The organism is Nitrosomonas eutropha (genome assembly GCF_003201195.1).
GTDB classification, from domain to species: domain Bacteria; phylum Pseudomonadota; class Gammaproteobacteria; order Burkholderiales; family Nitrosomonadaceae; genus Nitrosomonas; species Nitrosomonas eutropha.
Genome location: NZ_QICQ01000006.1, coordinates 59416 through 73283, shown reverse-complemented (window position 1 = coordinate 73283; position 13868 = coordinate 59416). Strand labels below are relative to the sequence as shown.

Sequence of the window (13868 nt, the reverse complement as noted above, 5' to 3'; positions counted from 1 at the left end):
CGGATTGATGACTAGAACGCTTTCTGGTAGACTCCGCCCCTTAAAATTTCAGTATATTCTTCGGAAATTAGAGGCGGCACCACAACATAAATATTGCTGAAATACACGTTCCGCCTGACAGCCTGCAACACCCGCAACAATAAAGCTGAATAAGCGAGCACTAGCACCATAAAAGAATAAATTTCCGACCGGGAGCCAGGATAGCTCACGCTCCCTATTATTTTATAATTAATTAGTATTATTAATTTCTTTGGCCATCCAGATATACTTCATATAACAAAATACGATATATAATTAATTTAATATTCTTTTGAATTATAAAAATAGTTGCTATGCTTGCACTCTTTATTTAAAGAGTGCTGTAACAGCAAAGCTGAAACAGGCGTAAACGGGTTTTTAATTGATTTGCCATATCTACAAAATTTCAACCACCAGCTGGATATCTCATTTCTACGTATTTCTACGTGTGAAAAACTTCCAAAATATAAAATAAAATGACGGTATCACAATTCTCAGGAGCCGCTCTGACTGCAGAACAGTGGCGTCTTGTCGAAGCACTAAGCTCTTCTCTTACACCTGAACATGCGTATTGGATCAGCGGTTACTTTGCTGGCATTGGGTCAGCCTTGTTACACAAGGGTACTACTGCGGCTCAATCTCCAGATACACGCATTTCCACAGCAGTAGTACAAGCAGAACCAGTTGCAGCTCGTTCACTTACAATCCTTCATATCAGTGAAACCGGTAACAGCACCGAACTGGCAATCCGTTTGGCAGCACTGGCTATTGAACAAGGACTCAACCCGACATTGGTTGACATAGCTGATTACAAAGTTCGCAAACTCAAAGAAGAGCAGGATCTTCTGATCATCACCTCCACCCATGGAGAAGGAGACCCACCTCAGTCTGGAATGGAGTTTTTTGAATTAATCGAAAGCCGCAAGGCGCCAGCACTACCTGAACTACGTTACGCCATACTTGCGCTGGGCGACATGAGCTATGAACATTTTTGTGGCGCCGGCAAACGTCTTGATGAGCGTTTCGAGGAACTGGGCGCAAAACGGCTGCAGCCACGCATTGACTGTGATGTGGATTATGAAGAACTGGCTGCTGCATGGAGTAGCAATATACTGGCGCTACTCACCGCCGAGAAAAGAGCGGCGACATCATCCGCCGCATCACAACTAGAGACAACAGGAAGTACTCAGCAAGCTGATAATTCAGCTTACGGTAAACGAAACCCCTTCCCTGCAACTGTCATTGACAACATTGTTCTCTCGGGTCGCGGCTCTACCCGGGAAACACACCACATCGAAATATCACTTGCTGATTCCGCTTTAACCTATGAGCCGGGCGATGCGTTGGGCATCGTGGCGAACAACGATCCTGTGATGGTTGAGGCACTACTGACCACGCTCGACATGAATCCAGGCACATCGCTGACCGTAAAGGGTCAGGTAACAACACTCTTTGAAGCGCTTAGCAAATTATTCGAAATTACCACAGCAACACTGCGTTTTCTTGATCACTGGGGTGAATTGACTGGCACAACCGATATTTTTACTGCAATGGATAATGTCGAACGTGCGGCATTCCTTCATGAGCATCATATTATTGATATTATTCGCGCTTTTCCGCTCAAAGGTCTTGATCCACAGCGTTTTATCGACGGGTTGCGCCCTCTGCAACCGCGCCTCTACTCTATTTCCTCCAGCCTGGCGATTTGCCCTGATGAGGCACATATCACTGTCGCACCAGTACGTTATAAGCTGCATGGAGAAATTCGTTCAGGTGTTGCATCCAGCCACCTTGCTGATCGTGCAAACGCTGATTCCATATTACCGGTCTACATTCAGAGTAATCCATACTTTCGCCTGCCACCCAATGGCGAACCCATCATCATGATCGGCGCTGGTACCGGTGTGGCACCTTACCGTGCCTTTATGCAAGAACGCGAAGCAAATGGCGGTGGCCGTTCATGGTTATTTTTTGGAGAACGCAATTTCCGTGTGGATTTTCTTTATCAGACCGAGTGGCAGGACTGGTTAAAAAATAGCATTCTGACAAAAATGGATGTCGCTTTCTCACGAGATAACGCAGAGAAAACTTATGTTCAGCACCGTATTCATGAACATGCACACGATGTCTATGCTTGGTTGGAAGAAGGTGCACATATTTATATATGTGGAGATGCGTTACGCCTGGCGCCTGATGTCCACAATACATTGGTCACCGTAATCGAAGAACAAGCAAGCGTTCAGCGCGAAGAAGCAGAAGAGTATCTTCGCAACCTGCAACGCGATGGGCGCTATCAGCGCGACGTTTATTGAGAATAGAAATGGCAGACACACTCCCTCCCACTGATCGCAGCTGCGATATTTCCCAACCACTTGAGCGCCTAAGCCCGGATGAGGCACTGAAGGCTGGAAGTGAATACCTGCGTGGCACAATCGCACTTGGACTGCTTGACCGTATTACATCTGCTGTACCAGGCGACGATATCAAGCTGATGAAGTTTCACGGTATTTATCAACAAGATGACCGGGATGTTCGTGATGAACGCCGTCGCCAAAAACTGGAACCCGCTTTTCAGTTCATGATCCGTGTGCGTTTGCCGGGGGGTATCTGCACAACCGAACGCTGGCTGAAGATTTCAGAGCTTGCCTGTGCGCACGGTAATGAAACGTTACGCATGACCACCAGACAGACTTTCCAGTTTCATTGGGTGCTCAAGCACAATATTGTTCCGGTTATTCGTGGTCTTCATGAAGTATTGCTCGATACAGTTGCTGCATGCGGAGATGATTCACGCGGTGTAATGGCTACGGTTAATCCTCAATTTCCGGCTCTGCAGGCAGAACTGGCAGCACTGGCAAAAACAGTAAGTGATCATGTCATTCCCAAAACCAGGGGCTATCATGAAATCTGGTATGGTGAAGAACGTATTGCTTCATCTGAACCGGAAGAACCATTCTACGGGCGAACCTATATGCCCCGTAAGTTCAAGATTGGATTTGTGATCCCGCCCAATAATGATATTGATATTTATGCTCAGGATCTGGGTTATATCGCAATCGCGGGTAAAGATGGAAAAATAGCGGGATTCAATATAGCAATCGGCGGTGGAATGGGGCGTACCGACAAGGTACCGCATACCTATCCGCGCACCGCATCAGTTATTGGCTTCATTACGCCAGACAGACTTATTTCTGTTACCGAAGCTGTCATGGGAGTTCAGCGCGACTATGGCAATCGCGCTGACCGGTCACGTGCACGCTTTAAATACACAATCGATGATAAAGGACTGGACTGGATCAAACTGGCAATTGAAGATCGTGCCGGATTGCTCGAACCCGCCCGCCCTTACCACTTCACATCCAATGCAGATATCTATGGTTGGGTAGAATCGGATGATGGCTATCATCATTTCACGTTGTTTGTTGAGAACGGCCGGCTCAACCGCGATACGCTCGACAAAATTGCACGGATTGCACATGTTCACAAAGGGCACTTTCGCCTGACTCCCAATCAAAATCTCATGATTGCCAACGTTGCCACTGCCGACAAACCGAAGATAGATGCATTACTGGTGGGATCGGGACTGATTGCTTTTAATGAACACAGCGTGCTGCGTCTGAATTCGATGGCGTGTGTCGCTTTTCCAACCTGTGGCTTGGCAATGGCAGACAGTGAACGTTATCTGCCTACTTTGATTACGAAGATTGAAGGAATTCTCACTCGGTACAATCTGCAAGATGAGCCAATTACGCTCAGAATGACAGGATGTCCTAACGGGTGCAGCCGCCCTTTCATTGCGGAAATTGGACTTACCGGCCGCGCACCGGGTAAATACAATCTTTATCTGGGTGGCGGTTTTCACGGCCAGCGCCTCAATCGCCTTTATCGTGAAAATATCGGCGAGGCCGCAATTCTTGAAGCGCTTGATGAAGTACTTCGTCACTATGCGACAGAACGATTGCCTGACGAGCATTTTGGTGATTTTACGATTCGCGCAGGAATTATTCGTGAAGTAACAGAAGGACGTTTTTCAAATGACTAACTGATGCTATGCGGCGATACTCTACATATTGCGTAAAAATCTCACAAAAGTGAGGTTATGCGTACAGCAGTGACTCAGAAGAAGCTACTCTTGCTGTATAAACAGCTGCCAGCCATGTTCTTTTTCCAGGTTCAGTAGCACAGCCATTGCTTACCGATGCCTGATAAACGCCCTCCTTGCAGGGTAATTATCAGGCTATAACCGAGTTACAGTTTGGCGCCGGTACCCACCAGCGTTGCCGAAGTAATTTTGTAGGAAAAGGATTCCGGCTCCAGGCTATCTTGTTGTCGCCCGTCAATTTCAGCATGTGGATAGAGGAAGAATGGCAGCTTGCCGGCTGCACATGCCTTGCCCAGATCCACATTTTCACCATCGTTGAACGCCACCCAGTTCATTTCCCAGGATCCAAACAATTTTTCTCTTAGCTGACTGATCGAGTCATGGTTGTTCGGTAGAGATTCCAGTGCCATGACTTTCGCCACATCAGACGGATCCACTGGAACCCAACCAAACCCGGAAAGATAAAACTCTGCCTGACAATGCTGGGAAGTACTGATATCACCAGATTTCCCAAGATTTTTGTTAAGAGAGGATTCACCGATGCGGATCCCGTACTGGATTCTCGCTGGAATGCCGGAAGCGCGTGCAAGCCCGACAAAAAGTGAATGGATGTCCGCGCATTTTCCACTAAGACTTGCTCTGGATAGCATGCTCCGTATATCCCCTCTGCCCTGCCCGCGCACACTGTTGTCATAGGTAACATTATTAATTATCCAGTCATAAATGGCGCGCGCCTGTTGCAAAGGAGTATGGGCATTAGCCTGGCTAGTCACGGAATGTGCCATTTTTTTTACAGCATTATCCAATGGAATCTGGCTGGTAGGCTGCAGATAGCGTTTGATATTCTGGGGAATTGAAACTTTGGCAGGAGCCTGGTAAAAGCTCAGATCAGCAGTGCGATAGGCTGTTTTGACAATACTGCTCACCTTGACCGCCCGTTCTTCACCCTTTTGCCAGGTTGCAAAAAATACCGGGGAAGAGGTACCGGGTAACATATAAAATGCAGAAGCAGTCGCTTTTCCGCTCCAATTACTTCCTTGTGTAAACTGATAAATCGTATCATTTGTATCCGGCAACGGCAGCCATAGCTTTGCAACCTTGCCTGCGGCGGGCAGAGTAATCTGGTACGTTAATTGATAGCCGCGCCATTTCGCCTGATTCAACGGTAACGCGGAAGCTCGCGAAACAGACGGAGCCAAAACAGCTGCTGCAGCGCCTGTACCAACCAACTTGAAAAAATCTCTGCGTTTCATACGCCTCCTCATCAATGATAATATTGAACCCGATAAATTTATCGCTACCAGCCAACCACGTCAATTTCACGTACCCCTATGTCTGACAGCCTGCTTCAGCTTTCCGCAATCGATATTGCAACCGGATCGAATCCTTTATATACCGTCTTGTGGATGCACGGATTGGGGGCCGATGGCAATGACTTTGTACCTGTTGTACAAACACTTGATTTACCAGCGACCCCAATTCGTTTTTTATTCCCGCATGCTCCTCTACAACCCGTCACCATCAATGGTGGCCATACAATGAGAGCGTGGTATGACATCCAGCACACTGATTTTATTAAGCAGGAAGATAAAGCCGGGTTGTACAGATCACAACGCGCAATCGTAGCATTGATCGAACATGAAAACCAGAGAGGTATTCCGTCCAGTCACATTATCCTTGCCGGGTTCTCGCAGGGCGCTGCTATGGCGCTGCACGTAGGTTTGCGCCACCCCGACAAGCTGGCTGGCATTATGGTTCTGTCAGGATATCTTCCTCTTGTTCACGAGATCAGACAGGAGGCACATGTAGCCAATCAATTGACTCCCATATTCATGGCTCATGGTAGTTATGATCCTGTTGTCCCTGTTAAATTAGCTCGATCTTCGCTACAGTTGCTGCGCGATTACCATTACTCTGTTGACTGGCATGAATATCCGATGGCGCACGCTGTATGTGACCAGGAACTGATTGATATCTCCCGCTGGCTAAAAAACATTCTGAAGGAAGCTTTAATTTCAGATCACCAAAACAGATAGCTATGACGTACGATAACACTCACTACTCGCATCGAACCGGCTGGCTACGGGCGGCGGTACTGGGCGCCAACGATGGTATCGTTTCCACAGCTAGCCTGATTATTGGTGTAGCATCTGCGCATGCGGGTACTGAGGATATTCTGCTGGCAGGCGTAGCAGGTCTCGTTGCCGGCGCCATGTCCATGGCTGCAGGAGAATACGTTTCTGTAAGCTCCCAGGCAGACACAGAAAAAGCAGATATCGCACTTGAACAGTATCATCTTATCCGGGATATCAATTATGAGATCCAGGAGCTGACAGATATTTACATCGGGAGAGGTGTTAAGCCCGAGCTGGCCAAGGAGGTGGCCAGACAGCTGATGGCACATGATGCGCTGGGCGCTCACCTCAGAGATGAATTGGGCCTGCATGAGCACATCAATGCAAATCCTGTTCTCGCCGCTCTCACCTCGGCAGGCATGTTTACTCTCGGGGCATCCATGCCGCTCCTGGCAACCATCATTGCTCCTGCATCACAGATTATCCCTGTTGTGACAGCCACCTCCCTTCTTTCCTTGACTGCCCTGGGCACACTGGCTGCTTATCTTGGAAGAGCAAGTATATTGAAAGGTGCTACACGCGTGGTTTTCTGGGGGGCACTTGCCATGGGATTTACCGCACTCACTGGCACACTTTTTGAAAAAATCACCTGAATGCGATTAAATAACGGCAATACCGTCGGCTTTACATCATTTCAATCAACACAATACCCGAGCTGGTTTATTCAAAAGGAGTGTAACCTTGGATCTGATTTTATGGCGCCATGCTGAAGCAGAAGATCGTATTCCTGATGCAGCACGTGAATTAACTGAAAAAGGTTTGAAACAGGCACAAAAAATGGCTGGATGGCTGAAATCTAAATTGCCACCAGATACACACATCATAGTCAGCCCGGCCAAACGCACCCAGCAAACCGCCTCGGCACTGACTACCCGTTTTGAAACTAGCGATCAAGTAGGAACTGGTGCCACTCCGTACAAAGTGCTTAATGCAATTGCCTGGCCTGAGGCAGAAGGCACTGTACTGGTAGTGGGGCATCAACCAACGCTGGGAGAAATAGCCTCTCTCCTGTTAAAAGGGGATGAAACGGGTTTTAGTGTACGAAAGGGCTCTGTCTGGTGGTTCAGTTGCAAGCAAAAAGATGAGCGAGAAAGTATTATCCTGCGAGCCGTAATGACCCCCGAGATACTGTAAATCCCTTAAATAGCATGGAAAATGACTGCTGACACTGACCTCATACAGCAGAATTGCCTGTATCCTTGCTTATTCCGAGATCCCTTATCAAAGAGGTTGGACCAAAATACAAATACGTTTCCCATGAAAATACTGCCCTCACTGTTTTCACCTGCCGGCAAAAACGCAAAGTTATCTATTGTTATTCATCATCGTGTTTTACCCGAACCTGATCTTCTGCTTGGCAGCGGCGGGATAAAGACGTTTGAAACAGGCTTGAACTACCTGGTTAATAACTTCAATGTTCTGCCCTTATCCGAGGCAGTAAACAGGTTGCGCAGCGGCACCCTGCCCAGTTGTGCCGCCTGTATCACATTTGACGACGGCTACGCAGATAATGCTGAAATAGCACTCCCTCTTCTCCAGCAATATGGAGTATCCGCCACTTTTTTCGTTGCTTCTGGTTTTCTTGATGGCGGAAGAATGTGGAACGATACTGTCATCGAATCAGTACGCCTTGCCAAAGGGGATAAACTTGACCTAAGTTCAATCAATCTGGGTATTCATGTAATTACCACGCTTGAACAAAAGAGGAAAGCTTTAACTTTTCTGATAGGCAAGCTGAAATATCTGTCTCATGAAACAAGGGCTTCTCAGGTAGAAAAACTTAGCACCATTATTTCAGCCGAATTACCAGATAATCTCATGATGACTTCGGCACAAGTCAAACGGTTACACGATGCAGGAATGGAAATAGGCGGCCACACCGTCACCCATCCGATACTTGCGAGCATTGATGATACGACTGCTCGTATGGAAATAACGGAAGGCAAGGTAAGGCTTGAAGCAATCATTGGCGCGCCAGTACGCCTGTTTGCCTACCCAAATGGCAAGCCGGGAAAAGACTATCTGCCTGCACACATAAAAATGATTAAAGAAGCCGGGTTTGAAGCTGCCGTTTCAACAGCATGGGGAGCTGCCCGGCAGAATAGCGACCTCTTTCAGCTGCCACGCTTCACCCCCTGGGATAAAAGTGAATTGTTCTATGTACTACGCATGACTCGCAACATGAAGCAGGAAATTCAGGTTGTGTGACGCAAAGCTAGACCCGCAGGAATACCATGGTAAATGTCCCTCACTGTGAATAGCAGCGCAATCAGTGGCTGTGTCCGGTAGGGTACAGCATGAAAAAGGCCTGTACGGAAACTCCGTACAGGCTCGAAGGGCGGCCGGATGAGATTGGCCATTAGAGTTTACGGTTAAGAAAAATCCGCGTACAAAATTACTGTATATGTCGCTGAATCTGCAAAATCGTTCGGTAACAGCGAAATTGTGTTAGATCTTGAATTCCCAACATCCAATCAAGCCTGCTACTGAGAATGACCATAAACCCATGCTACAACGAATACCGTTCCAGCATTTTCCAGAAGACGCATGAATAAACCGGCTATATTGCAGTCATACCAGCCACTTAATAACCAATTCGCTTGAAAAGACTTATCTTGTTATCATTACAAATCACTGCGCTAAATCTCAACCCCGATAGCAATACTCCCAGCACATGGCAAAAGGCCCATCGCAATGCATCGAAGTAGTTAACAGCAAGACGACTAACAGGAGATCGCAAATGAAGATTTCAGCCATCTTGAAAACACATGATAAAACTGATTTGGCAATACTGCTGCTGCGTGTAACAACAGGCGGAACGTTTATGGCACACGGTGTGCAGAAATTGTTTGGCTGGTTTGGTGGTTACGGTCTGGAAGCCACGGGCCAATGGATGGATTCAATCGGCCTCAGCCCGGGTTATTTGATGGCATTGCTGGCAGGTTCGGGCGAGTTTTTTGGAGGCTTGGCACTGTTGCTGGGTATGCTGACTCGCCCGGCAGCGTTGGGAACCGCACTGATCATGCTGGTTGCGATGGTTGTTGTACATTGGACAAACGGTTTCTTCATCACAAACAGTGGCTACGAATACTCCCTTATCTTAATGGTAATAAGCATTTGTATCCTGCTGCACGGTGCAGGCAAGTATTCACTTGATCACACTCTGCAAGCAATGTTTCCTAACAAACCGGAGAAATAATTAGTGGGACTTTTAATTGATGGCACATGGCATGACCAGTGGTACACCTCTGAAAATGGAGAATTTGTGCGCGAGCATGCTCAATATCGCAACTGGGTCACGGCAGATGGACAACCCGGCCTATCCGGAGACGGTGGTTTTGCTGCTGAATCAGGACGCTATCATTTATTCGTATCGTTGGCCTGCCCGTGGGCGCACCGCACCCTGATTTTTCGTCTCCTGAAAGATCTGGAAAAACATATCGGCGTTACCGTTGTTGACCCCAAGATGCTGAAACATGGGTGGACATTCAGTGAAGTCTCCCAGGACAATCCCATAGCAAATATTCAATATCTGTACCAGCTCTATATTCACGTCAAACCGGATTACACCGGCCGGGTTACTGTACCGGTATTATGGGACAAGCAACGCAACATGATCGTCAGCAATGAATCGTCTGAAATCATCCGCATGTTCAATAGCGCATTTGATGCAATAACTGGCAATGATCTGGATTTTTATCCTGAGGTGTTACGCAATGAAATTGATGCAATTAATGAAGTGGTGTACCGGGATTTCAACAATGGTGTTTACAGAGCCGGTTTTGCCACCGAGCAGTCAGCTTATGAAAAGGCTTACAACCAGGTTTTCGCCAGACTGGATAAAATTGATAACATACTAAGTAAATGTCGCTACCTCGCGGGTGATCAGCTGACCGAAGCCGACTGGCGGCTATTTACTACCCTTATCCGCTTTGACAGCGTGTATTACAGCCATTTTAAACTCAACAAACAGCGAATCGAGGATTATCCGAATTTATCCAACTACCTGCGTGCGTTATACCAAATGCCAGGTATCGCCAGTACCACAAATTTCGGGCATATCAAAACTCACTACTATTACAGTCACTCGATGATCAATCCAACCCGGATCGTCCCGAAAGGGCCGGAGATCGATTATACCCGGCCGCACAACCGGGGATAAGACGAGATATAGGCTTCCCCCGGGCGATCAGGTGTTGTCAGGCTTTGTGATATCCCAGCACCACCTCAACTTCGTTCTTTGATCCCAGAATCACGGGCACGCGCTGGTGCAAATTCTCTGGCGAGATATCCAGAATGCGTTCGTAGCCGGTTGTAGACAAACCACCTGCCTGCTCAACGATAAAACTCATCGGGCTGGCTTCATACATCAGGCGTAATCGGCCAGGCTTGCTTGGATCCTTGGTGTCGCGCGGATACATAAAAATGCCACCACGGGTAAGAATACGATGCACTTCCGCCACCATCGAAGCCACCCAACGCATATTAAAATCACGATTGCGCGGGCCAGTACTGCCTGCCAGGCATTCTGATACGTACCGCTGCACCGGTTCCTCCCAGAAGCGCTGATTAGATGCGTTAATAGCAAATTCCCTGGTGTCAGCAGGAATCTTCATGCCTGGATGGGTCAGCACAAATTCACCGATATCGCGATCCAGTGTAAAGCCGTTGACACCATGACCCGTAGTCAGCACCAGCATGGTGGAAGAACCATACAAGGCATAGCCGGCACAGACTTGCTTGGTGCCAGGCTGTAAAAAATCTTCCATACTGGCAGCCTGTCCGGGTACCGGTGCGCGCAGAATCGAGAAAATGGTCCCAACCGAAATATTGATATCAACGTTGCTAGAGCCATCCAACGGATCGAATACCAGCAGATACTTGCCAAGTGGATACCGGTTCGGGATCAAATAAACATCGTCCATTTCTTCCGAAGCCATACCTGCCAGATGACCGGCCCATTCATTATGGCGAATCATAATTTCGTTGGTGATCACATCCAGCTTCTTTTGTGTTTCACCCTGGACATTTTCCGTATCCAGCGCCCCCATGACACCAATCAGTGCACCTTTGTTTACCGCGTTGGAAATGGTCTTGATGGCGGTCACGATATCGTTCAGTAGCGCGGTGAAATCACCGCTTGCACCCGCAATGTGGCGCTGATCTTCAATGATAAATTGGGTAAGGGTAGTACCGGTATGCATCGGAATTCCTCTTGAGAAATTAAAAAAGCATTAATTATACTGGTTTGGCAACATGGACGAGTGTGTGAAAAAATGGTTACCAATCCTCGTTCTTTAAAATTACTGTTTACCAGTAAAGATCTGGGATCTGAAATCCTAAATTACCAGCAATATTCAGCCCTACTCTTCGATTTTTTCCGATCCGCCTTTTTACCTGTTAGATCTCATGTGCCATACTTGTCTGAGTTGTTTTACATCCACACTTTTAAAAGGAGGCTTGTGATGTCTTCAGATACAACAGAAAACATGGGATTCGATCTGACCCAAGGGATTACCTTGGCTGATTTTGGTGATCAACAGCTATTGCGCGGTCAGGTCGGAGATGAATCCATAATACTGGTACGTACTGGTAATGAAATCATGGCAATTGGCGCCCATTGCACGCATTACGGTGGCCCTTTGGAAGAAGGTCTGGTTGTCGTCGGTGCAACAATACGTTGCCCTTGGCATCACGCTTGTTTTTCACTGCGTAGCGGCGAGGCACTCGGTGCACCTGCTTTTGATCCACTGCCTTGCTGGAAAGTCGAGCGCGATGGGGAGCGTATTTTTGTTCGTAATATAATCTCTCCTGCACCACAACCCGAACCGATAATTGCAGCAGCTGATCAACCTAAAAACATTGTCATTGTGGGAGGTGGTGCAGCAGGATTTGCCTGTGCTGAAATGTTGCGACGACGCGGCTATCAAGGGCGCCTCACTATACTAAGTGAGGATACCGACGCACCTTGTGACCGTCCTAATTTGTCCAAAGATTATCTGGCCGGTACGGCGCCTGAAGAATGGATGCCTTTGCGACCTGATGGCTTCTATAAAGACAATCACATTGATCTGCAACTCGGTACCATAGTGCAACATATTGATACCGCCAACCATCAGATAACTACAAAAGATGATCGCAGTATTTCATTCGATCGTCTTGTCCTGGCCACCGGAGCGGAGCCCATCCGGCTACCCATTCCCGGTCAGGATGGCGCACATGTATTTACCCTGCGTTCTTTTTCCGATAGCCGTCGCATCATTGAATATGCAAAAAACGCCAGGACAGTCGTAGTACTTGGCTCAGGATTCATTGGTCTGGAAGTGGCCGCCGCTTTGCGCGCACGCGGGCTCGCCGTGCATGTCGTGTCACTCGATCAGAGTCCGCTGCAAAATGTACTGGGTTCCGAGCTGGGTAATTTCATCCGCAGCCTGCATGAAGCACACGGTGTAACATTTCACACGGAAACATCTTTGACGACCATTGAACCTGAATCAGTGACATTAAGTAATGGCGACAAGCTGACTGCCGAACTCGTTATTCTTGGTGTGGGTGTGCGACCACGTACCACACTAGCTGAATTAGCCGGCCTCAACGTTGACAAAGGTATCCTGGTGGACGAGTATCTGCAAACCAACGTGCCGGAAATTTATGCTGCAGGTGATGTGGCTCGCTGGCGCGATAAAGCAAGCGGTCTGGCGTTACGTATCGAACATTGGGTGGTAGCAGAACGACAAGGGCAAGTGGCGGCTGAAAATCTACTGGGTGCCAATAAAAAATTTCAGGACGTGCCATTTTTCTGGAGCGTACATTACGACCTGACTATCAATTACGCTGGCCATGCCCAATCATGGGATGCGATTGAAATCGACGGTGATATAGCCGCTCGTGACTGTCTGGTGCGTTATCAGAAAAATGGAGTAACCATTGCCGTTGCCGGGATCGGGCGTGATAAACAGATTCTGGAATTTGCAGCAGCAAACGCATAGCCAGATACTTCGGCCACTGCACCATTCCATGTTAGTCAGAGTTAAATTATTTCTGTCTTTTCTGCTCACTACTCAGCTGGTAGTCATGGGGATGCATTTTCCCCCACTGGTCACTGGAGCAAGGGTTCACTGAATTTATTGAAAATAAGTATAAGGAATACTACGCTGATCATCATGGCTGGAATGAGTTGTTAGATCACCGACCCGTTGCCAATAGTCAGAACGGCAACGAGCCAGAGGCCGAGAACGGCAATGAAGTTGACCGTAAATACGATGCCTCTGAGCCGAATATTGCGGGTGAAGATTTGGACAGCACTGTGTAACACTCTGCCACCAACAAAGATCCATGCAAGTACAACAGCAATAAGGTCCGGCTGTATTTGAAAAAATATCAAGCAAGCAACATGAAAGAAAACAGGCCACTCAAACTGGCTGGACAAATTGGCGCTGATACGAGGCTCCAAGGCTGCCCAAGGGTTGCTGCCATCAGCACCACGGCCGATTCCCCATACGACCGGAGCCCGCGCAATAGTAAGAAGAAAGTAGAGGGTAGCTGCGAGTGCGACGTGTGCTGCCATAGGGGCTATCAGGGTTTGAAGCATTTATGGTTCCCAGTTTCGGCGT

At 47.8% G+C, this 13868-nt stretch carries 12 protein-coding genes; 9 read left to right on the top strand and 3 right to left on the bottom strand.

Annotated features, from left to right (window positions below):
• Positions 1–494 precede the first annotated feature (494 nt).
• Positions 495–2330 carry an assimilatory sulfite reductase (NADPH) flavoprotein subunit gene (locus C8R14_RS03570; RefSeq protein WP_011634260.1) on the top strand — a complete coding sequence of 612 codons (1836 nt, stop codon included), beginning with the start codon at positions 495–497 and terminating at the stop codon, positions 2328–2330.
• A gap of 8 nt (positions 2331–2338) precedes the next feature.
• Entirely contained in the window at positions 2339–4060 is a 1722-nt protein-coding gene (locus tag C8R14_RS03565) for an NADPH-dependent assimilatory sulfite reductase hemoprotein subunit (protein WP_011634259.1), read from the top strand.
• Positions 4061–4266: 206 nt separating this feature from the next.
• Here C8R14_RS03565 and C8R14_RS03560 read toward each other — a convergent pair whose 3' ends face one another.
• Complete coding sequence (locus C8R14_RS03560) at positions 4267–5373, bottom strand: transglutaminase family protein (protein WP_011634258.1); 1107 nt, start codon at positions 5371–5373, stop codon at positions 4267–4269.
• A 78-nt stretch (positions 5374–5451) separates the two neighbouring features.
• Between C8R14_RS03560 and C8R14_RS03555 the strand changes: the two genes are divergently transcribed.
• The 6 genes from C8R14_RS03555 to C8R14_RS03530 all read left to right on the top strand — a co-directional run bounded on the left by C8R14_RS03555 (position 5452) and on the right by C8R14_RS03530 (position 10417).
• A complete protein-coding gene (locus tag C8R14_RS03555) occupies positions 5452–6156 on the top strand; it encodes an alpha/beta hydrolase (protein WP_011634257.1) in 705 nt (234 codons plus the stop codon).
• A gap of 2 nt (positions 6157–6158) precedes the next feature.
• Positions 6159–6848, top strand: coding sequence for a VIT1/CCC1 transporter family protein (locus C8R14_RS03550; protein ID WP_011634256.1), 690 nt, complete (start codon positions 6159–6161; stop codon positions 6846–6848).
• An 88-nt stretch (positions 6849–6936) separates the two neighbouring features.
• The gene (locus tag C8R14_RS03545; protein ID WP_011634255.1) at positions 6937–7389 is read left to right on the top strand and encodes a SixA phosphatase family protein; all 453 of its coding nucleotides are present in this window, start codon (positions 6937–6939) and stop codon (positions 7387–7389) included.
• Between the two features lie 123 nt (positions 7390–7512).
• The gene (locus tag C8R14_RS03540; protein WP_011634254.1) at positions 7513–8463 is read left to right on the top strand and encodes a polysaccharide deacetylase family protein; all 951 of its coding nucleotides are present in this window, start codon (positions 7513–7515) and stop codon (positions 8461–8463) included.
• A gap of 532 nt (positions 8464–8995) precedes the next feature.
• Positions 8996–9454: a DoxX family protein gene (locus C8R14_RS03535; RefSeq protein WP_011634253.1), complete on the top strand. Its 459-nt coding sequence runs from the start codon at positions 8996–8998 to the stop codon at positions 9452–9454.
• A gap of 3 nt (positions 9455–9457) precedes the next feature.
• Positions 9458–10417, top strand: a complete 960-nt coding sequence (locus C8R14_RS03530; RefSeq protein WP_011634252.1) for a glutathione S-transferase family protein — start codon at positions 9458–9460, stop codon at positions 10415–10417.
• A gap of 37 nt (positions 10418–10454) precedes the next feature.
• Here the strand turns inward: C8R14_RS03530 and C8R14_RS03525 are convergent, their stop codons facing one another.
• The gene (locus C8R14_RS03525) at positions 10455–11459 is read right to left on the bottom strand and encodes a class 1 fructose-bisphosphatase (RefSeq protein ID WP_011634251.1); all 1005 of its coding nucleotides are present in this window, start codon (positions 11457–11459) and stop codon (positions 10455–10457) included.
• Between the two features lie 261 nt (positions 11460–11720).
• Between C8R14_RS03525 and C8R14_RS03520 the strand changes: the two genes are divergently transcribed.
• Complete coding sequence (locus tag C8R14_RS03520; protein ID WP_011634250.1) at positions 11721–13244, top strand: FAD-dependent oxidoreductase; 1524 nt, start codon at positions 11721–11723, stop codon at positions 13242–13244.
• A 191-nt stretch (positions 13245–13435) separates the two neighbouring features.
• On the opposite strand, the gene C8R14_RS03515 is transcribed toward C8R14_RS03520, so the two are convergent.
• Positions 13436–13822, bottom strand: coding sequence for an MAPEG family protein (locus C8R14_RS03515; RefSeq protein WP_207204486.1), 387 nt, complete (start codon positions 13820–13822; stop codon positions 13436–13438).
• Positions 13823–13868: the final 46 nt, after the last annotated feature.